A 20450-nucleotide genomic window follows, 5' to 3' on the forward strand; every position below is an offset into this window, starting at 1 on the left:
TGTGATGCTAATGATTTTTAGAGTAACCAACACTGATAATTTTAAATGAAGTTTACTTAATAGAATATAATGTACTAAACATATTCTTTTATTTACTTTAGTGGAACTTTTTTAATAAAATAAAAGGCCCTACATTTTGACCAATTTCTTTTTCAAAATGTAGGGCTGTATTCTATATAAAATTAATATTTATAGTGAAATTTGAACTACAGTTATTTTAAAAACAGATTAACTTGCCTGTTTTTTATGGCTTTCTTTCAATTTCTCTGCTTGTAAAAAACGATTCGTTTCAGCGACAACGATACCACTTAATCCGATTAGGCCAATTAAGTTTGGAATTGCCATAAGTCCATTTGCAATATCAGCAAATGTCCATACGATGCCAAGTTTTAAATTGGCACCAATCGCAATCATCACGATAAAGATTGCTTTATAATATCGAACAGCACCTTCTCCAAATAAATAAGCGACACATTTCTCACCGTAATATGACCAGCCTAAAATAGTAGAGTAGGCGAATAAAATTATGGCAATACCAAGGATCATACTACCAGCGGTGCCGAATACAGATTGGAATGCAAGTGTTGTAGCTTCAACACCGGTTTTACCTGATTTCCATGCTCCAGTTGTAATTAATACAAGTCCTGTAATTGTACAGACGATAAATGTATCAAGAAAAGTACCAGTCATAGAAACTAAAGCTTGTTTTGCAGGTGAATCTGTTTTTGCTGCAGCGGCCGCAATAGGAGCACTACCTAAACCAGCTTCGTTTGCAAATACACCGCGCGCCATTCCGATTTGAATAGCTGATGCGACTGTTGCTCCAATAAAACCACCTGCGGCTGCTGTACCTTGAAATGCACCAGAAAAAATAAGTGAAAATGCTTCTGGAATTTGATCAAAGTGATAGAAAATAATAATAAGACCAGCAATTATATAAAAGAAAGCTTTAATAGGAACAATAAATCCCGTTACTTTCCCGATTTTTTTTACACCGCCTAAAATAACAATAGCGATTAAAAATGACATTAATATACCAGTTAAAGCAGGGGGGAAAGAGAAATTAATTCGCATTGCCTCTGCAACTGAGTTAGATTGCACCATATTACCGATCCCGAAAGAAGCAGTTGTACCGAATATAGCGAATAAAACAGCAAGCCATTTCTTACCTAAGCCACGCTCTAAATAATACATTGGTCCACCTGAATATTCACCATTTTCATTACTAACACGGTATTTCACTGCTAGAATTGCTTCGGCATACTTTGTTGCCATTCCGAATAAAGCGGTAATCCACATCCAAAAAATTGCACCAGGACCACCAATTGTAACAGCTGTTGCAACACCGGCGATATTTCCCATACCAATCGTTGCGGCCATAGCTGTCATGAGTGCTTGGAAGTGGCTAATATCTCCAGAAGATGACGTATCTTCTGACTTTTTAAATGCTATTTTGTGAGCGTATAATAGTTTACTAAACTGTAAACCTTTCAAACGCACTGTGAGAATGATACCAGTACCAACGAGTAGCAACAAAGTTGGCAATCCCCACACGTAATGATTCATTTGTTCTAATACTTTACTTACTGTCTCCATCTTTATTCTCCTTTTTTAGAAAAAATAAAAACCACTTCAAGTAAATGAAATGGTCTCTGGAGAAACAAGGAATAGAAAAATAAACCGATACAAATCGGCATTTTCCTTCGCTTGTCTCTGTCCTTTTTACCTGAGAGATTATCCGCTAAAATAGCGGATTTGCTCCTTCGGCGCTCTTTTTCCTCCGCGCTATTAAAAGCGAGAGGGAGTCTCTCCAGAGATTCGTCCCCATGCAGTTCTACTTGTAACCAAGACCTGAGAGTTTCAAAGTTGGTATTACAACTTTTTGCCCCGTCGGTAGATCAATTGACCTTCTCCTGAATGGTTCATCCGAATTATAAAATTAATATACACATTGAATGTAAATCAATAAAAATATTATAGACAGATAAACTGTGAATTGCAATCTTTTTTTTATTTTAAAATAGTAAACAGTTTTATTTTTTAGAAATTCCTAATTTATCTTTAATTTCATTTAAAGTAGATAAAGCGATGACAATATGTTGATCGGCAAGCCCTAAAGCCTGTTTTGTATTTTCAATTATTTCATTGGCCGGAGTAGAATTATTGTATTTATCAATAATTAAATCTGCTGCATTTTTCATGTAATATGATGCGGATTTAAACTGAGTTGTGAATTGGATTAGTTGTTTTTGTATATGTATATCCGTTATGCTTTCTTCGATTTTTATCGTGTCTATTTCGTTCATAAGTGTTTCATACTGTTTGGAAACAGCACTCATTGTAGCTAATAGTTTATTTCTATCCACTGAATCTCCGTTCGTGTTCATCTCTTCCCAGGCAGGCAACCAATCTTTTTCGATAATGTCATTATAATTAGTAGTCAATTCCTTAATTTTAGGTTGTAATTTAGTTTTGAAAGTTTTTGTATCCACTGTTTCTACAGTTGCTTTTTCATTATCATTTTTATTTTTACCATTAGTTACGTAGAAAATCGTACCGAAAATGATGAAAATAGAAATAACTACTGTCCATTTAGCAAAAAGAATTTTCTTCAATATGTAACGCCTCCAAAATTTAAAAACTTATAATTATAATATATAACAATAATGTTGTTTTAAATAGAGAAAATAAAGTTAGAAGTGATTTGAATTACATCTTTTTTATACGTAACTAATTAAAATTAGTAAAAAGATGAAAGGAATATATAAGAAAGGGGAATTTTAGTGAAAGTGAATAAAAGAAAACTAGTTTTAAATATTGTAACGGCTATGTTATTAATTGGTGTATCTCGCATTAACGGGCAGTAAGACCCCCACTTCAAAATGCAGCGAAAGCAAAGAAGTTAGGTGGGGGATGAAGAATCCCAAAATGATTAAAGTTTCACTTTATTTGCACTCATTTATGTAGACAAAGAATCTAAAATTGAAAAATTTCCAGTACCAATGTCAGCAATCCATGTTAATGATGATAATGAAGAGGTTTATACATATATAAGTGTAATGCTTATTATAAAGGCAAGTGGATGGGAGCCAGCCTAGTTAGTTTTAAAAAAGTGGAACGAAAGGTAAATGTATAACATTATCCGAGAGAAATTACGTATTATTTATTTGAGCAATAGATATACAAGGGAGAAAAGATTTCGATGTAATTCCTATAGAGCTACATTTTTTATATTCCGAATTATTTGAAATGAAAACAGATAGATGGTTTGATAGATATAGTGCAAAAAAATGATTATTTGTACAAAAGTAGAAGTTTTTAGTTACCATAGTTTTGTTATGTAAACTGATTGTTGTAAGAGAGATTGTATTATGAGGGGGAATTAGAAATGTTACTAAAAACAATATTTTGCAGAGTGGAAGAAAAGGGAGATGTTTTCGGCTGCTCAAGAAAAATGGGGTGATTTACAACATTTAGATGGTTTTCATGGGCAATTTGGTGGATGGAATGAAGATGAGGCATGTGTATTTACTTTATGGGAAGATAGAAGTGCATATCAATCATTTATGAACGGTGCTCACGATACAATTTATTTAAATAGTAATCAAAAAGATACGTTTCTTTCATGTGAAATTGAACTATTTCAAACGTTGTATGATATAAATGATAAGCCTTTGCAAAACGTTGTTACAGAAGGATCATTCGTAAGAGTTGCCATATGTGATGTAAAGGGAGAAAAAGAAAATCATTTTTTACATAAGCAAGAAACAATTTGGAATAAAGGAATGGAGAATGCAAAAGGGATGTTAGGTGGAGTAGTTGCGAAGTCTTTAAAAAATGAAACTCGTTACATAGTATTAACTTATTGGGAAGATGAAATGGCGCATCAATATTATGTGGAAGAGGGTTTTCCCATGTTGTATAAACTGGCTAACATTCATGAAGATATAGAAGAGATAAGAAGTAAACAAGCTGTATGTAAGGAAGAATGGCTTGTATATTAAGTGCAGAAAAAGTGTATAAATGAATGTATAATAAAGATAATTTCTTGTAAACAAGAAATTAATAGAAGACGTCATATACCCTTTCATGTTAATATATTTAAGTTAAAATAGGAGGCTTACCCTTTTGTATTGTACGGTAGAAGCAGTGTGAGCTTGAAATTTTTTATGAAAAGGATGTGCCTAACTTGCGTATCAATAAATTTATTAGTGAAGCTGGAAAAGCGTCTCGACGCGGAGCAGATAAATTAATTAATGAGAAAAGAGTAATTATTAACGGTAAGGTTGCAAAAATTGGTGACCAAGTAAATCCAGGTGATGATGTACGAGTGAATGGAGAACAACTTCGTATTGCTCGAGACCATGTGTATATCGCTTTAAATAAACCAGTAGGTATTACATGTACAAGTGAAAAAGCAGTAAAAGGTAATATTATTGATTTAGTGAATCACCCTTTACGTATTAGTCATATTGGACGTCTCGATAAAGACTCAGACGGTTTAATTTTGTTAACGAATGATGGCGATATCGTTAATGAGATTTTACGTGCTGAAAACAAGCATGAGAAAGAATATATCGTTTCAGTGGATAAGCCAATTACACCTGATTTCTTAGAGAAAATGGCAGCGGGAGTTAAAATTTTAGGTACAAAAACACTTCCTTGTGAGGTTACACAGTTATCAAAATATGAGTTCCAAATTATTTTAACACAAGGGCTGAATCGTCAAATTCGCCGTATGTGTGAAGCTTTAGGTTATCAAGTATATACGTTAAAACGTACGAGAATTATGAATATAGAATTGAATAATTTACCAGTTGGGCAGTGGAGAGATTTATCGAAGAAAGAGAAAAGACGTCTATTTTCAGATTTAAATTACGAACCACAAGATTGGTAAAATTGTGAAGTGAAACCAAAAAAATTTGGTTTCACTTTTTTAAATTAAATAAATAATTTTTTTAAACACTTGCAAAAATAAAATGAATAAGATATATTAAATAACAATAAATGGATGTTTTATAAAAGCAAAGAAAAGGACACGAGTTATTTTACCCGGTTATACAGAGAAGGAAGGAAAGCTGAGAACTTCCTAACGCAGAAAAATAACTTACCACCTTAGAGCTGCACTGGGGAAATGAAGTATCTAGTGCCGTGTATGCGACGTTATCGCAAAAGAAGCCATTATGTTTTTTGTGATGGGAATCTGGGTGGAACCACGGATATAAGCATATTCGTCCCTATTTTAGGGATGAATATGCTTTTTTGCATTCAATTTCATAATAAGCGAAGAAAAGGACACGAGTTATTTTACCCGGTTATACAGAGAAGGAAGGAAAGCTGAGAACTTCCTAACGCAGAAAAATAACTTACCACCTTAGAGCTGCACTGGGGAAATGAAGTATCTAGTGCCGTGTAAACGACGTTACCGTAAAAGAAGCCATTGTATGTTTACAATGGGAATCTGGGTGGAACCACGGGTAAAAGCACGCTCGTCCCTATTTTAGGGATGAGTGTGCTTTTTATTATGAAATGGAGAGATGAAAAATGAAAGAACAGATGATTGAAATTAAATTTCCGGATGGTAGTGTTAAAGAATTTGTAAAAGGAATTACTTTAGAAGAAATTGCTGGATCAATTAGTAGTAGCTTGAAAAGGAAAGCAGTCGCTGGGAAAGTAAATGATCAGTTATATGATTTACGCCGAAATATTGAAGAAAATGCGGAAGTAGAAATCATTACTATAGATTCAAATGATGGAGTAGAAATTGCAAGACACTCTGCGGCACATATTTTAGCGCAAGCTGTAAAAAGATTATATGGTGATATAAATCTTGGGGTAGGGCCTGTTATTGAAAATGGATTTTATTATGATATGGATCTTCCAAGTAGTGTAAACGTAGAAGATTTACCAAAAATCGAGAAAGAAATGAGAAATATTATAAAAGAAAATATAAGTATAGAACGAGTTGAGGTTTCTCGAGAAGAAGCAACAAAACTGTTTCAAGAAATGAACGATCGCTTGAAATTAGAACTTTTAGAAGCAATTCCTAGTGGGGAAAGTGTAACACTATATAAACAAGGTGAATTTGTAGATTTATGTAGGGGGCCACATGTACCATCTACAGGTTATTTGAAAGCATTTCAATTAACTCACGTTTCCGGTGCATATTGGCGAGGTGATAGTAATAACCAAGTGCTTCAGCGTATATATGGTGTTGCATTCTCTTCTCAAAAAGAGTTAGAAGAGTATTTACATTTTGTTGAAGAAGCAGCAAAAAGAAACCACCGTAAGTTAGGTAATGAACTTGAGTTATTTATGTTTTCTGAAGAGGCTCCGGGAATGCCATTTTATTTACCGAAAGGCCAAATTATTCGGAATGAATTAGAAGCATTTTTAAGAGAAATTCAAAAAGAATACAATTATCAAGAAGTACGCACTCCGTTTATGATGAACCAAGAAGTATGGGAGAGATCAGGGCACTGGGGCCATTATAAAGATAATATGTATTTCTCAGAAGTAGACAACAAAAGTTTTGCATTAAAGCCAATGAACTGTCCAGGACACATGCTTATGTTCAAAAATAAATTGCATTCTTATCGTGAATTACCAATTCGCATGTGTGAGTTCGGTCAAGTGCATCGCCATGAATTTAGCGGAGCGTTAAACGGATTATTAAGAGTACGTACTTTCTGCCAAGATGATGCTCATTTATTTGTAACACCAGAACAAATTGAGGATGAAATTAAATCCGTAATGGGGCAAATTGATTACGTATATAAAACTTTTGGATTCGAATATGAAGTGGAGCTGTCTACTCGTCCAGAAGATTCAATGGGTGACGATAAATTGTGGGAGCAAGCAGAAGCCGCATTAGAAAATGTATTACAGTCATTGAATTATAAATATAGACTAAATGAAGGTGACGGCGCATTTTATGGACCGAAGATTGATTTCCATATTAAAGATGCCTTAAATAGAAGTCACCAGTGCGGAACAATTCAGCTTGATTTCCAAATGCCAGAGAAATTCGATTTAAATTATATAGATGTGAAGAATGAAAAGAAAAGACCAGTTGTTATTCACCGAGCAGTTTTAGGTTCGTTAGACCGCTTTTTAGCAATATTAATTGAACACTTTGGAGGCGCGTTCCCGGCATGGGTAGCACCAGTTCAAGTGAAAGTAATTCCAGTTTCAAATGCAGTTCATGTACAATATGCAAATGAGGTTGCAGATAAATTAGCACAAGCTGGAGTTCGTATTGAACGAGATGTGCGAGACGAAAAGTTAGGATATAAAATAAGAGAAGCACAAATGCAAAAAATTCCTTATGTTCTTGTTATTGGGGATAAGGAAATGGAAAACGGATCTGTAAATGTACGTAAATATGGGGAAGAAAAGTCAGAAGTTGTTGCGCTAGATGTATTTGCGGCAAGTATGGAAGAGGAAATAAAGAATAAAAAATATTGATTAACAAGAAAACACACCATTAGAATTTGGTGTGTTTTCTTGTTTACCTTACAAAAATGTAAGGTAAATGTAAGAGAAATCGAATGAACGAGTTTTAGAAAAGTGAGAATATGAAGGAGGAAAAAGGTTCATGTTACTTGTGCATCTCTTTCTGTTTGAAAAGCTAAAAAATAGTAAGATTTTACATGAGTGAAAAATAAGAATTATATGAAAAAATAATACTATACAAAAGGGATGGAGTGAAAGAAATGTCAACAAATGTAGTTACTGTAGAAAGTGTAGAAAAAACGTATGGGAAAAGAAATGAGAATCAGTCAAAAGCATTAAGAGGCGTATCATTACATATTAAGGAAGGGGAATTCGTCGGGATCATGGGTCCTTCTGGATCTGGAAAAACGACTTTACTTAATGTGATTAGTACACTGGATCAAGCGACAGGTGGTAGTGTGACGATAGCTGGTACAAATATTACTTCTATGAAGGGGAATGCATTATCAGATTTTCGTTCTCAAAAATTAGGATTCATTTTTCAAGATTTTAACTTACTAGAAAACTTATCAATTTATGAAAATATTGCTTTGCCTCTTTCTTTGCAAGGTGTACCGTCAAGTGAGATTACAGGAAAAGTAAATGAGGTTGCGAAGAAATTAGGAATTACTGAAATTTTAACAAAATATCCGACTGCTGTTTCTGGTGGGCAAAAACAAAGAACAGCGGCAGCACGAGCTTTAGTACATAATCCGGCAATCGTATTAGCAGATGAACCAACAGGAGCACTTGATAGTAAAAATGCAAAAAGTTTATTAGAAGCAATGCAAGATTTACATGAAAATCACAATGTAAGTATTTTGATGGTTACACATGATGCGTTTAGTGCAAGTTACTGTGAGCGTATTTTATTCATTCAAGATGGTCTTCTTTATAAAGAATTAAATCGTCAAGGTACTCGAGAGAATTTCTATCAAGACATTTTAGGTGTGCTCGCTCATATGGGCTCAGCTGCTGAGTCTAAGTAGGGGGCGAAACAATGTTATTTAAATTATCACGTCATAGTATGAAAAAGATGTTAAAGGATTATATGGTTTTACTGATTGGTCTCGTTATTAGTATTAGTATTTTCTATATGTTCCAAACGATGGCGATGAACAGTGAATTTACAAAAGGTAATAGTCTCATTAGTAGTATTAGACTCGTCTTCTGGGTAGGTGCAATATTACTTTCTTTCATAACTGTATTTTATATTATATATGCCAATTCTTTTTTACTTACATTAAGAAGAAAAGAACTTGGTATGTATATGATGCTTGGAGCGAAAAAGAAAAAAGTAGCACAGTTATTATTTATTGAAACATTCGGTATGGGTATTGTCAGTATTATTATCGGTATTTTAGTAGGAATGTTACTTGCAAGTGTAGCAGGAAATTTTTTAATGAATGGCATGGAAATTTCAGCAAAAGGTAGTTACGCATCTGTATACACACCAGCTATTTTAGTTACATCTATTTTCTTCTTAATACTATTTTTCATTACGGGTATAATGAATAGCATTCGATTGTTACGTAAAACAGAACTAGAGTTAATTCGTGAAGATGAAACACTAGATGAAGTAAAGAAAAGTAAAACTCGCATTATTATAATGACAGTACTGGGTGTATTACTAGTAAGTACAGGGTATTATTTTATGGTAAATATAAGAACATATGCTGAACTTGGTTTTATAATAGCGACGATTGTTACAACACTTGGAACGTACTTTATTTTTAGTTCATTGCTCCCATTTTTTGTGATGAAAATTAAGGGAAATAAAAAACGAAATGAAATGGGCTTAAATAGTTTTACATATGCACAGTTACGCTTTCGAGTAAATAGTTTATCGAGAGTATTAGGAACTGTAGCGATGTTAATTGCATTAGGTGCAGGTGCGATGACGGCAGGTATGGCGTTCCAAAAAAATGTAGGTATTATGACAGACTTTTCTCGTGTATATGATGTTGTAATTCATGATCCGAATGATCAAGACAAAGCGGCCTTGAAAGAAATGGAAATTGTTGAAGAAAGCAAGTACAAATATAAAGTAGATGGAGAAGCGGTTTATTATTTACGTAACGACTTAACTGAAAACCCACCACTTATTTCAGATCATTTTGATACAAAGACGTTAAAAGAGCCTGCACGAAAACGTGTGGCTGAACCTTTAACAGAACCTGTATATTCTGCTTTGGAAGCTCCCGAAGCAGCGAATAGGCTTCCTCGTATGCCAAAAGATTGGGAAGATGCGGTTGTAAGAGAAATACAAATTACACATAATCAATTTAGCGGAAAGCCTGTAAGAATTGCTGATGAAGAGCATTATAAAGGAATTCAAGGAACAGAACATACTGTAACATTAGCAAAAGTAGATGATATGAAAAAATATAAACCGTTGTTGATCGAAATAGACAAGAGACAAAAAGAACAAATTGAAAAAGCAACAGGTGCAAAGGTAGATTTATTTACGAAAATGACAATTTATCAGTTCATGAACAGCTTCATGAGCGGAACAATGTTTATGGGATTTTTCCTCGGAATTGCCTTTTTAGCAATGATGGCAAGTTCCCTTATGTTCAAAATATTAACAGGTGCTTCTCGCGACGTACGCCGCTATGAAATGTTACGAAAAATCGGTGTGAGACGTAGTATGTTAACGAAAAGTATATATAAAGAAATTTCATATTTATTTATCTTCCCAGCAATCATTGGAATTTCCCACGTTTTAGTAGGGCTTAACTTATTCAGCTTTATTTTAGTTGACCCGTTTGTAAAAGTGTGGATGCCGATAGGAATATTCTTAGTCATTTATTTTATCTATTACTGGATAACTGTTCAATTGTATAAAGGTATGGTAATGCCGAAAGAAGAGGTAGCGAAATAGTTTATGAAAAAAGTCCTTGTTTTGAAAACAAGGGCTTTTTTCTATGTTTGTGATACATAAATACGTGTATGCAAGACGTTATCAAGTCTTCATAATAATAAAATATTGGAAATTAAGAAAATATTAAGGGGTTATATAGCGGAAAGTTAAGATGTGTATGGGACATTAATAATGTACAAAAACATTGAGATGAAATTGGAAAGTGTACTTGTTTTGTACTTTTATTTTCTTGAGGTAGTTTTGCAGAAATAAATTGATATTTTATAAATTTAACAGAAAGGAAGCGTATTATGAAAAAGATAAAAAAATCAATAAAACTTATTGGAGTCATTACTATACTATTACTAACCATAGCACTAATATTTCCTACATGGACTTCGCAAATAAAGAGTAATAACAGTATAAGTACATTAGTACAAGTAGAGATAAATGGAAGTGGTCATGAGATTATGATACGTGGCAAAGATAAGAGGAATCCAGTAATTATCTTTGTTCATGGTGGACCAGGTTCTTCGGAAATACCATATGCTCAAAAATATCAATACTTATTGGAAGAGAAATTCACAGTTGTTAATTATGATCAAAGGGCAAGCGGGAAATCGTATCATTTTTTTGAAGACTATTCGAAATTATCATCAGACCTACTTGTAGAAGATTTATTAGCTATGACAGATTATGTTTCAAAACGTCTCGGTAAAGAAAAAGTAATATTGATTGGGCATTCTTACGGTACATATATTGGAATGCAAGCTGCCTATAAAGCTCCTGAAAAATATGAAGCATATGTTGGTATAGGGCAGATGGGTGACACAGTAGAAAGTGAGATGGATAGTTTAAAATACGTTATTGAACAGGCGCAAAATGGGGGAAATACGGAGGAGGTTTCATATTTAAAAGAGTTAACCGAAAAAATTAAAAACGGCGATACATACACTCCGAGAGATTATGTTGCAAAATATGGTGGAACATCAAGACTCATTGAAAATCCAGATGGTGATAACATTCAGATGTTACTTAGTAATGAATATAACTTGTTAGACGTAATTCGTTATAACGTTGGAGTATCACATTCCCAAACGGTCTTATTAGAAAAAGATTTAAAGAATCCATTACCTACTAAAGTAACTAAGCTAAAGCTACCATTTTATTTTCTTATGGGTAAATATGACTATAATACTTCATTTCATGCAGCTAAAAAATATTTTGATTTGATTGAAGCGGATCAAAAGGAATTTATAGCTTTTGAAAACTCAGCACATTACCCTCAATTTGAAGAAAAGGAAAAGTTTTATGAGTGGATGTGTGATACATTCGTAAAATAGAATTAAATACAAAAAGCACTTAGTTTAAAAATAAGTGCTTTTTTATAGTATGGAATTTATTGGTAAGGAAAATGTTGGATAATGGTCGAAAGATATAATACAACTTCCAAAAAATGACGGGAATTGCTATGTTTTTTAGAAAGAGGAGTTAATTTGTTAAAAGGTATAGGTACTATACATATATTTTATTTCTGAATATTCATTTAAATAGAAAGGATAATGGTTATGTTCATTCGAATTGGTAAGTGGTGTGGAGTTACATGTTTACAATTATTTGCGGCACTTATTTGTATCCTTTTTTTAGGAGCACTTCCGCGTTTATTTAAAGGACTGCAAATTGATTTAATCGGTTTTTGGGACACAGTTCTGTTTCTTGGGGAGAAGTTACTACAACCAGGTGAAATTACTTACGGATTTCGGAACTCAAGAAAGTTATTTCCACAAATATGGATTCATTATGTAGAGACAATGTTTGTATTTATTTCGGCATTTATACTTTCTTTACTCATTGCGTATGTTATCGTTGTGTGGGTATTGCAGCGCTCTCAATCAAAGCAACGTATATGGAATGGAGTTTTCGTCGCACTGGAAAGTATCCCGGACATTTTATTAATTTTATTATCTCAACTTCTAGTAGTAATTATCTTTCAAAAAACAGGATTTATGCCAGTGAAACATGCGGGATTTGGTGAGGATAGAGCTCGTATGTTACCAATAATATGTCTTGCTATACCTACAACGTTATTATTTATGAAGCTACTATTATTACGTTTTAGAGAAGAATTAGAGAAAGATTATAGCATATTTGCAAAGAGTAAAGGACTGAGTTTAAGACATGTTTTGACGCACCATATTTCAAGAAACGTCTTGTTAACAACAGTCTATTATGCAAAAACAAATATTTTATTTATGTTATCAAATTTATATATTATTGAATGGCTATTTAATACGTACGGCATGTTTGTTTTTGTAAAAGAAAATTCCAAATTAGAAATATTTACAGTGAGTTTAGTTATATTATACGTACCGCTTTTTATACTATTTCGTTTATTACATACGCTTTTAAAAAATGTTATAAAGGAGCGTGTGTAACATGTGGCAAGTTGTAAAAAGAGATGTGAGATTTTGGCTAGGTGTTACTTTTTTGAGTGTATTAATGATTGTTAGTATTGGAAATACGGTGTTTTTTGACGGAAATATTCGTGAATTAACGATGATGTATAACGAAAAAGGAGAATTAGAGGCTGCTCCGTTTTCACCATCGAGTAAATTTTGGTTTGGAAGCGATGAGAAAGGACGCGACCTTTTTCAGTTAATAATAGAAGGAGCGAAATGGACAGTTGGTGCTAGTATCGTTATCGCAATTTTACGTGTAGTAATTGGCGGAACTATTGGTTTATTGCTTGGTATGTACAGTAAACGCTCATTTTCAGTTATCTCATCTTTTTTTGATCCGTTTAGTATTGTACCGATGATTATGATTTCCTATTTTATGTTAAATGAAGTTTTAATGTTTGAAAGTGGAGAGGAGGCTGCTCCGTTTCATTTACGGGTTACGTTTCAAATTATAGTTCTTGCGTGCCTTGCTGTACCAACTGTTATGTTGTATACGGCGCAAGAAGTAAAGCGTATTAAGAATGAAGAATTTATGTTGGCTGCTACTGTGCTCGGAGGGAGTAAGTGGCAGCGGTTGAAACGCCATGTATGGCCACATATATTACCATCATTTCTTTTATTAGTAGCCCAGCAATTTGTAAGCACCCTATTACTTCTCTTACATCTTGGTTTGTTAGAACTGTTTTTCGGCGGAACAATAATCTTTGGTACAGAGGCAGATAGTGTAACAAAAGAATGGACAGGATTAATTGGTCAAAACTTCCGCCATTTAACTACTCATACTTGGAGCGTGGTCATACCAATTCTTTTTTATAGTATGACAATCTTATCTGGAAATTTGATTAGTAATAGTATGCAAGATGCGATTAAATTAGGAAATGTGAGAAGGCCGAAGGGGGAAAAGAAAAAAGGGAAAGTAGAGAAACAAATACAACCGACTATGAATGATTTTTCATTCTATAGAGAGGTACAAAAATAAAAAAAGATAGCTGAAGACAAATCGTTTTCAGCTATCTTTTTTCGTTTAAAGTGGAGGTAAATCAATTTTACCTTCTTCAAATAATTCTTTTATCATATGTTTCGTATAACCAGCTGCTTGACCAAATGTGATTTTTGCTGGCATTGGTGCTTCGTTTACATCTACAACTACATCAATAATACACGGCCTGTTTTGTTTTACTGCACTTTCGAAAGCAGGTAGTAGTTCATCTAATTTCTCAATACGGTAGCCAATACCGCCGCACGCCTCTGCATATTTTGCGAAATCTGGATTCGTTAAATCGGTGCCGAATTCGATATTACCCATAACTTCTTGTTCGAATTTAATCATGGCAATTTTATTATTGTTCAATACGACGACAACGATTGGTAGTTTATATTTTACAGCTGTTACAAAATCGTTCATAGTCATTCCAAATCCGCCGTCACCACAAACTGCAAATACTTGTTTATTCGGGAACGCAATTTTTCCAGCAAGTGCACCAGGTAAACCGCAGCCAAGTGTTGCGAGCCAGCTTGAAATGATAAATTGCTGGTTCGTCATACGGAAGTGCCTTGCTGTCCAGACCGTTACATTTCCGACATCAACTGAAAGAATGGCGTCATCTTCTGCTACTTGCTGCAATGCATGCATAACGCGTTGTGGTTTAATTGGAGTAGAGGAATCTTCTTCCTGACCGTGTAATTTTTCTTCCCACTTTTTCATCATTTCTTGATGATGCTCTAAGAAGGAATGGTCCTCGTGTTTTTCTACATTTTCAATTAACCATTTTAATGTTTTATCAGCATCACCGGCTAAGCCGATATCTGTCACATAACGCTTCCCGATTTGGGCAGGATCTGTATCGATATGAATTGTTTTTGCCTTTTCAGGTAAGAAACCAGTGAACGGATAAGAAGTACCCACCATAATTAAAGTATCCGCGTGTTTCATTGCTTCATAAGATGGTTTCGTTCCAATTAATCCTAATCCACCGATGCAAAGTGGGTGTTCATCAGGAACAATTCCTTTAGCTGGCAATGTAAGTACGATTGGAGCGCCGATATGTTCTGCGAATGCAAGTAAAGATTCTCTTGCATGTTTTGCGCCTTTACCTGCTAAAATAACAGGTTTTGTCGCTTCATTTATTGCGAGTTTCGCTGCATCTAAATCTTCTTTTTGCGGAAATAGCTCAGGCAATGTAAAAGAAGTGTTTGTAACACGAGCCCCATTTTTTACTTCGAATTTCGGAACGTCATCCGGAATAGTGAGAACAGATACACCTTTTTTCGTATAGGCCATACGAATCGCTTGATTCACTACAGCAGGTAGTTGCTCCGCTGACATAATGCGCTGGTTATACACTGCAACATCATCAAACAATCTTTCTAAGTTTACTTCTTGGAAAAAATCCGTTCCGAGTAAATCGGTTTCTACCTGTCCTGAAATTGCTAGCACAGGAGCCTTATCGAGTTTCGCATCATATAAACCGTTTAATAAATGAATAGCTCCAGGTCCTGCGATTGCCATACAAACACCGAGTTTCCCTGTTAATTTCGCATAAGCGGCCGCTGCTAATGCGCCAGCTTCTTCGTGGCGAACTTGAATGAATTTAATTTTATCTTGTTTTTTTCTTAAAGCTTCAATGATAGAATTGATAGAATCTCCAGGCATACCGTATATATGTTCTACTCCCCAGTCAATTAATAAATCAACTAATGCTTCACCAGCTGTTTTCCCAAACATAATTGTTCCTCCTCATAATAGGTAGATAACAATATGTTTTGAAGAAAAAGGAAAAATATACAAATAATAAATTTTTTAGCTTTAATGATGACCAGCGAATAAAGTAAACACTGTTATTAGTAAAAAACCACTAGTTGCCCACATGAGAAATGTAAGGAAAGAGAGCTGTTTCTTAGCTTTCCAAAGCATTTCATGAATTGTGACATAACCAAGTGAACCGATAGCGCTGCCCATAATGAGACCTTGTAAATGAAGAGCTTTTCCTTCCATTAAAATGCCAAACACCGTACCGGTACCGAGAATAAGAGAAAGTAATAAAGTTGTTAATAGAAATGAAACATATTTATGTTTTGTAAAGAGAAAGGGGATAATTAAAGCTAATCCTTCTGGAATATGGTGAACGACGATTGCTATTAAAAAGGGAATGGCTGAGTCAGCATGATTAATAAAAGCTGTGCCTAACGCAAATCCACTCGGTATATTATGAATAAATATAGCGAAAGAGAGAAACAGGAATGTTTGCCATGCTTGTTGATCCTTTTTATGTATCATTGGATGGTGACAATAGTTATCTAATAAGCTCATAACTAAAATACCGATAGCTACACCAAGTATAGGACCAGTCATTTCATAGCCTGAAAATGTTTCAGGAATAATTTCAAGGGATAAAAGGCCAAGCAAAATACCACCACATAATGCGTATAAACGATGCATCTTTTCTTCAATTAGCTGGCGTGTTGCAACTCCAACAACAGCTCCTAATAGTAATCCACCGAACGAAAAAAATGTTACAATCATTGGAATCCATAAACGCTCCATAGTATCACACTCCGATTGTATTCCCTTATTTTTAGCTTACGAAAAGTTAAGTTGGATTAGTCCAAGTAATTGTGTTTGAGTATAGAGAAAAAACTAGCAATTCGTTATAATTTATATATTAAATTTAAGTGGGAATATGAAAAGGGGAATTGATTATGCAGCAAATTAAAAAAATAGGAAACTCATTTTGGTATATGACACCTGTTTCTGAAACAGATAGACCTATATTAGGGATGGTAGTTGGAAAAGAAAAAACGTTAATGATTGATGCGGGGAATTCAGAAGAACATGCACAATTATTTCTAGAAATGTTAAAAGAACAGAATGTATCAAGTCCTGATTTTGTAGCACTAACGCATTGGCACTGGGATCATATTTTTGGATTACCTGTACTACAAGAGGCATTGTCTATTGCACATTCTGAAACGAAAAAAGAGATGAGTAAACTTGTTTCTTATGAATGGACAGATGAAGCGTTGGACACACGTGTAAAAGAGGGTACTGAAATTGAATTTTGTGCGGATTGTATCAAAAAAGAGTTTAATGAAAAAGCGAGAAATATTAAAATTATTCCTCCAACTTTAACATTCCAGAATCAACTTGAATTAGATCTTGGTGAAGTGACATGTGTGCTAAAGCATGTGGGCGGAGATCATTCACATGACTCTGTTGTTATGTATATAAAAGAAGAAAAGATATTATTTTTAGGAGACTGTATATATGCAGATATTTTTTCTTCGAAGTGGAACTATACGACGAAAAGAATGGTTACATTAATAGATGAACTAGAAAAATTTGATGCTGAGACATATATTCTTTCTCATGGAGAGGCTATAGATCGGGAGGGATTTTTAAAAGAAATACAATTGCTAAAAACAGTAGGAACATACACAGAAGCTCATAAAGGCGATGAAGAGAAGATAAAGGAAGCGTATAAACAAGAGCTAGATAGAGAATTAAATGAAGATGAGTTAGAAACAATAACGTATTTTGTAAATGGTTATGAAATGGTTAACCTGTAAAACGCAACTTTAATCAAATAGCCTTAAACTGTACAAAAAGAGTATTGAAGTTTACTTCAATACTCTTTTTAATAAGTAAATATTAAGCCGCAACCAATTTGAATTTTTTTGCAGGCTCATCATCTGAAGCTATACGACTTTATTTATTTTTCGTATTGATAGAATTTCAAGTGGAAGCTTTCTTTGCTAAGTCAGTTATATAGTTGAAAAAACCATTGTGGTTTACATTATAAACGACATTTACAGGTCGCCCATCATCAGTTTCCACTGTACGCCCTTGGCTAGGTCCGTATGTATGAACAATACTTTTAATCGTTTGTACCTGTGCAAGGTCAGCTTTCCCAACAAACGCAGCGGTTAATACATCCCACAAATAGTAAGTAGAGTTCGTTGAAAAGTGAACGAGAGGAGGAACCATCGCATAGCATTGACCAAGGAAATCAACACCAATATATTTACGCTCTTTTGCCCACTGTTCACGTATGTCTATTGTTAACGGAACTTGGTTTGTACTTTCTAGTGTTACTAAGTCGATTTCAATCTTCGCCTCCCATACACGAGCTACTGCTTCAGGGTCCCAAAACGAATTCCACTCAGCCGTTCCATCGTGTTCCGGCTCATGTACATTGCCTGCAGTCCGAAATGTACCGCCCATCCAAACGAGACGTTCAATTTTATCTTCGATTATAGGAGCCTCATATAATGCACGGGCTAGGTCAGTTAGCGGCCCTGTAAATAATAAAGTTGTTTTTCCTTCCGTTTGTAGAAGAGTTTCTATTAAATGATGATGCGCAGGTTTGGCTGCTGCAGGTGTTGCAACTTTTCCATACTCATTTAAAATGGGTAAAGCATCTACATAAAATGCATGCATTCGCCAGTCTTTCGGAAATGGATTTTTTCCACGAGAGTTTGACGCTGCTACTTCGATATTACCTTTGCCGAAGCGATCAATAATTTTACGACTTGCAGACATTGCGGGTTCTAAATAACAATCTGCAGGGACAACTGAAACACCTGTAAGTTCGACATTACCCATCTGGAGTAATAAAAATAGTGAAATTAGATCATCTACACCACCATCATGATTGAAGTACACCTTTTTCATCATTGTAATCTCCATTCTCTAATATTTAGCCAAGAATTAAATTTTAATTTTGGAAAAATCATCGATAATTTCCACCACCTGAATTTTCCCATTAATCAGTAGCTCAGGTAATTCGCTTTTGCTATTTCCTTTCCAATAGTCTCTAGCCTGTTCAATTTTTCTGGAGAAAGAAATACCATCTTCTTTTGGTAAAAGATTTCCGTCGCTTTCAAAAGAATTTCCACTCACTAGTAGCTTAACAATCTGTAAAACATCTCGGTTGTAAGAATCAAATAACGCTTTCCATTTCAAAGCATCTTCATAGCTTTTAGAAGCATATAAGCAAGATAACCTTGAAGGGTATTCAGGATATTCTTGCAGCCTAACCATTTCGACAATCGTTTCCCTAACGGCTCTAATTGTTTGATCCGTATATTTCATAACTACTTGAGCGTTTTCATTATTTATATGTAGTTCGTTATTTATATAATTGCTTTTTAAAATTTGAATAGAATCTTCGCCAGTAGCATTTAAGTGTTCTCTTTCAAAAAAGAAGTGATATAAAGTGTTAGTTTGATTTTTATCAAAATGAATGATTTGTCCGATATTCATTTTTTTCTTTGTAACGATGTGATAGGCGTAAAATTCTGCTTCATTCATAGTTATCCTCCTAGTAGTAATATATTTCAATGTTAAATTTAGTAATTCAACAGTGAAATATATAAAACCTTTATAAGCATACAGTTATAGAATGGGAAGATTAGAGTGAAGAGTGAAAGAAATACACGTAAACGCTTTCGAAATGTTCACAAAATGTTCACTTACGAAGGAGTTTCCAATATCGATATAATGGCAAAGACTCAAAGAGAAGGGATGATGAAAGTTGCCAACAACAAGAAAGGAAAACCTCCAATTCGGTATGATGATGTGCCTAGGGATGGTTATCGTAATGACGTTTTACAATTTATTATTGAACGGAGCAGGAGGGCCAATTCATATTAAGGAGATCGCATTAGAACTACTAATTGGATTTATGATTGCGTTATTAATTGAGATATGTATCGTTGGACCTTGTGCGAAAAAAATTGTATTCGCGATACCGTTTAATAAATCGAAGAAAATAAATATTATAGTAGCGATGGCTACAGCTATGGTAATCGGAATGGTTTTCTTTATGTCATTTTACGGAATGGCTATGATGTATTTACATGGTGGACTACAAGGGGAATCATTTGTTTCAAGTTATTTTTCAATTTTTATTAAAAATTTCATTATGGCTTATCCATTACAATTAATTATTATGGGGCCGCTTGTGCGTTTCTTATTTGCAAAGTTTGTTATGAAGAAGACTGTTAATGTAGCGTAGTTATAATATGTAAAAAATTATATATTAATAAAAATATAAAAACACATCTCAAATTTTTGAGATGTGTTTTTTGTTCATTTCTAATTATTTTCATAGTGATGTGACATTTGTCCTTTTGCCTTTTAGGGTCATAGCTTTTAATTAAGTTAGAAATAAAAAATTAGGAGATGATTTTTTGAAAGGCATTGTATTTGCTGTTTTTGCTGGTGTATGTATAACACTTCAAGGAACCTTTAATGCGAAACTTAGTTCACATATCGGCATATGGCCAACGAGTATTATAACGCATTTAATTGGATTCCTTATTGCAGTAACTATATTTTTGTTAAAGAAAGAAGAGAAAGTAACGGATTTAAAGGGTGTGAAAAAAATATATTTAGTAGCCGGTGCATTTGGTGGATTCATTATTTGTGCAGAAACTATGGCGATATATTCAATGGGGGTTACATTGACAGCTAGCACACTTATGGTTGCTCAATTGTTAACAGCAACTTTCATTGAAATAAAAGGACTGTTCCATATAAAAAAGATACAGATGGAGAGATATCATATTGTGGGAACAATAGTAATGATTATAGGGATTGTAATATTTAATATGTAAATAGAAGGAGGAAATGA

The 20450-nt window shown here is 34.1% G+C and carries 16 protein-coding genes, 1 pseudogene, 1 riboswitch and 2 other annotated features; of the genes and pseudogenes, 11 read left to right on the plus strand and 6 right to left on the minus strand.

Annotated features, from left to right (window positions below; genetic code table 11):
* Positions 1-228: 228 nt before the first annotated feature.
* Together DPQ31_RS11345 and DPQ31_RS11350 are read right to left on the minus strand one after the other, a co-directional pair.
* Positions 229-1596 (minus strand): alanine/glycine:cation symporter family protein, encoded by a 1368-nt coding sequence (locus DPQ31_RS11345; RefSeq protein WP_000451043.1) that lies wholly within the window; start codon positions 1594-1596, stop codon positions 229-231.
* Positions 1597-1703: 107 nt separating this feature from the next.
* A riboswitch (glycine riboswitch) is annotated at positions 1704-1824 on the minus strand.
* A 209-nt stretch (positions 1825-2033) separates the two neighbouring features.
* The gene (locus DPQ31_RS11350; RefSeq protein WP_199632337.1) at positions 2034-2615 is read right to left on the minus strand and encodes a hypothetical protein; all 582 of its coding nucleotides are present in this window, start codon (positions 2613-2615) and stop codon (positions 2034-2036) included.
* Between the two features lie 773 nt (positions 2616-3388).
* Here DPQ31_RS11350 and DPQ31_RS11355 point away from each other — a divergent pair.
* The 8 genes and pseudogenes from DPQ31_RS11355 (at position 3389) to DPQ31_RS11390 (ending at position 13795) form a co-directional block, all read left to right on the plus strand.
* Positions 3389-4004 (plus strand): annotated as a pseudogene (locus DPQ31_RS11355) (DUF4937 domain-containing protein).
* A gap of 185 nt (positions 4005-4189) precedes the next feature.
* A complete protein-coding gene (rluF, locus tag DPQ31_RS11360) occupies positions 4190-4897 on the plus strand; it encodes a 23S rRNA pseudouridine(2604) synthase RluF (protein ID WP_208731905.1) in 708 nt (235 codons plus the stop codon).
* Between the two features lie 121 nt (positions 4898-5018).
* Positions 5019-5242, plus strand: a binding site (T-box leader).
* Positions 5243-5277: 35 nt separating this feature from the next.
* Positions 5278-5500, plus strand: a binding site (T-box leader).
* Between the two features lie 44 nt (positions 5501-5544).
* Entirely contained in the window at positions 5545-7467 is a 1923-nt protein-coding gene (gene thrS, locus DPQ31_RS11365; protein ID WP_199631988.1) for a threonine--tRNA ligase, read from the plus strand.
* 248 nt (positions 7468-7715) lie between these two features.
* Entirely contained in the window at positions 7716-8483 is a 768-nt protein-coding gene (locus tag DPQ31_RS11370) for an ABC transporter ATP-binding protein (RefSeq protein ID WP_000106414.1), read from the plus strand.
* Between the two features lie 11 nt (positions 8484-8494).
* Positions 8495-10378 (plus strand): FtsX-like permease family protein, encoded by a 1884-nt coding sequence (locus DPQ31_RS11375; RefSeq protein ID WP_208731906.1) that lies wholly within the window; start codon positions 8495-8497, stop codon positions 10376-10378.
* A 290-nt stretch (positions 10379-10668) separates the two neighbouring features.
* The gene (locus tag DPQ31_RS11380; RefSeq protein ID WP_208731907.1) at positions 10669-11700 is read left to right on the plus strand and encodes an alpha/beta hydrolase; all 1032 of its coding nucleotides are present in this window, start codon (positions 10669-10671) and stop codon (positions 11698-11700) included.
* 225 nt (positions 11701-11925) lie between these two features.
* Positions 11926-12792, plus strand: coding sequence for an ABC transporter permease subunit (locus tag DPQ31_RS11385; RefSeq protein WP_142306994.1), 867 nt, complete (start codon positions 11926-11928; stop codon positions 12790-12792).
* Between the two features lies 1 nt (position 12793).
* Entirely contained in the window at positions 12794-13795 is a 1002-nt protein-coding gene (locus tag DPQ31_RS11390; RefSeq protein ID WP_208731908.1) for an ABC transporter permease, read from the plus strand.
* Positions 13796-13840: 45 nt separating this feature from the next.
* Here the strand turns inward: DPQ31_RS11390 and DPQ31_RS11395 are convergent, their stop codons facing one another.
* On the minus strand, positions 13841-15541 hold the full coding sequence (locus DPQ31_RS11395; protein ID WP_000467223.1) for a pyruvate oxidase: 1701 nt from the start codon (positions 15539-15541) through the stop codon (positions 13841-13843).
* 81 nt (positions 15542-15622) lie between these two features.
* Positions 15623-16360 carry a ZIP family metal transporter gene (locus DPQ31_RS11400; RefSeq protein WP_208731909.1) on the minus strand — a complete coding sequence of 246 codons (738 nt, stop codon included), beginning with the start codon at positions 16358-16360 and terminating at the stop codon, positions 15623-15625.
* Between the two features lie 155 nt (positions 16361-16515).
* Between DPQ31_RS11400 and DPQ31_RS11405 the strand changes: the two genes are divergently transcribed.
* Positions 16516-17382 carry an MBL fold metallo-hydrolase gene (locus tag DPQ31_RS11405; RefSeq protein ID WP_098711637.1) on the plus strand — a complete coding sequence of 289 codons (867 nt, stop codon included), beginning with the start codon at positions 16516-16518 and terminating at the stop codon, positions 17380-17382.
* Between the two features lie 166 nt (positions 17383-17548).
* On the opposite strand, the gene DPQ31_RS11410 is transcribed toward DPQ31_RS11405, so the two are convergent.
* Complete coding sequence (locus DPQ31_RS11410) at positions 17549-18490, minus strand: nucleoside hydrolase (RefSeq protein ID WP_208731910.1); 942 nt, start codon at positions 18488-18490, stop codon at positions 17549-17551.
* 33 nt (positions 18491-18523) lie between these two features.
* Positions 18524-19126, minus strand: a complete 603-nt coding sequence (locus DPQ31_RS11415; protein WP_001001039.1) for a DUF2441 domain-containing protein — start codon at positions 19124-19126, stop codon at positions 18524-18526.
* 223 nt (positions 19127-19349) lie between these two features.
* Between DPQ31_RS11415 and DPQ31_RS11420 the strand changes: the two genes are divergently transcribed.
* Positions 19350-19832 (plus strand): DUF2798 domain-containing protein, encoded by a 483-nt coding sequence (locus DPQ31_RS11420; protein WP_001143399.1) that lies wholly within the window; start codon positions 19350-19352, stop codon positions 19830-19832.
* 175 nt (positions 19833-20007) lie between these two features.
* Positions 20008-20433, plus strand: coding sequence for a DMT family transporter (locus DPQ31_RS11425; protein WP_208731911.1), 426 nt, complete (start codon positions 20008-20010; stop codon positions 20431-20433).
* Positions 20434-20450 lie beyond the last annotated feature (17 nt).

Source organism: Bacillus sp. COPE52 (assembly GCF_003355115.1).
GTDB lineage: Bacteria > Bacillota > Bacilli > Bacillales > Bacillaceae_G > Bacillus_A > Bacillus_A toyonensis.

Bases quoted from the DNA above. Each gene is read 5' to 3' on its own strand.
- DPQ31_RS11345 (WP_000451043.1), bottom strand. From the start codon at position 1,596: ATGGAGACAGTAAGTAAAGTATTAGAACAAATGAATCATTACGTGTGG.
- thrS (WP_199631988.1), top strand. From the start codon at position 5,545: ATGAAAGAACAGATGATTGAAATTAAATTTCCGGATGGTAGTGTTAAA.
- DPQ31_RS11370 (WP_000106414.1), top strand. From the start codon at position 7,716: ATGTCAACAAATGTAGTTACTGTAGAAAGTGTAGAAAAAACGTATGGG.
- DPQ31_RS11375 (WP_208731906.1), top strand. From the start codon at position 8,495: ATGTTATTTAAATTATCACGTCATAGTATGAAAAAGATGTTAAAGGAT.
- DPQ31_RS11380 (WP_208731907.1), top strand. From the start codon at position 10,669: ATGAAAAAGATAAAAAAATCAATAAAACTTATTGGAGTCATTACTATA.
- DPQ31_RS11385 (WP_142306994.1), top strand. From the start codon at position 11,926: ATGTTCATTCGAATTGGTAAGTGGTGTGGAGTTACATGTTTACAATTA.
- DPQ31_RS11390 (WP_208731908.1), top strand. From the start codon at position 12,794: ATGTGGCAAGTTGTAAAAAGAGATGTGAGATTTTGGCTAGGTGTTACT.
- DPQ31_RS11395 (WP_000467223.1), bottom strand. From the start codon at position 15,541: ATGTTTGGGAAAACAGCTGGTGAAGCATTAGTTGATTTATTAATTGAC.
- DPQ31_RS11400 (WP_208731909.1), bottom strand. From the start codon at position 16,360: ATGGAGCGTTTATGGATTCCAATGATTGTAACATTTTTTTCGTTCGGT.
- DPQ31_RS11405 (WP_098711637.1), top strand. From the start codon at position 16,516: ATGCAGCAAATTAAAAAAATAGGAAACTCATTTTGGTATATGACACCT.
- DPQ31_RS11410 (WP_208731910.1), bottom strand. From the start codon at position 18,490: ATGATGAAAAAGGTGTACTTCAATCATGATGGTGGTGTAGATGATCTA.
- DPQ31_RS11415 (WP_001001039.1), bottom strand. From the start codon at position 19,126: ATGAATGAAGCAGAATTTTACGCCTATCACATCGTTACAAAGAAAAAA.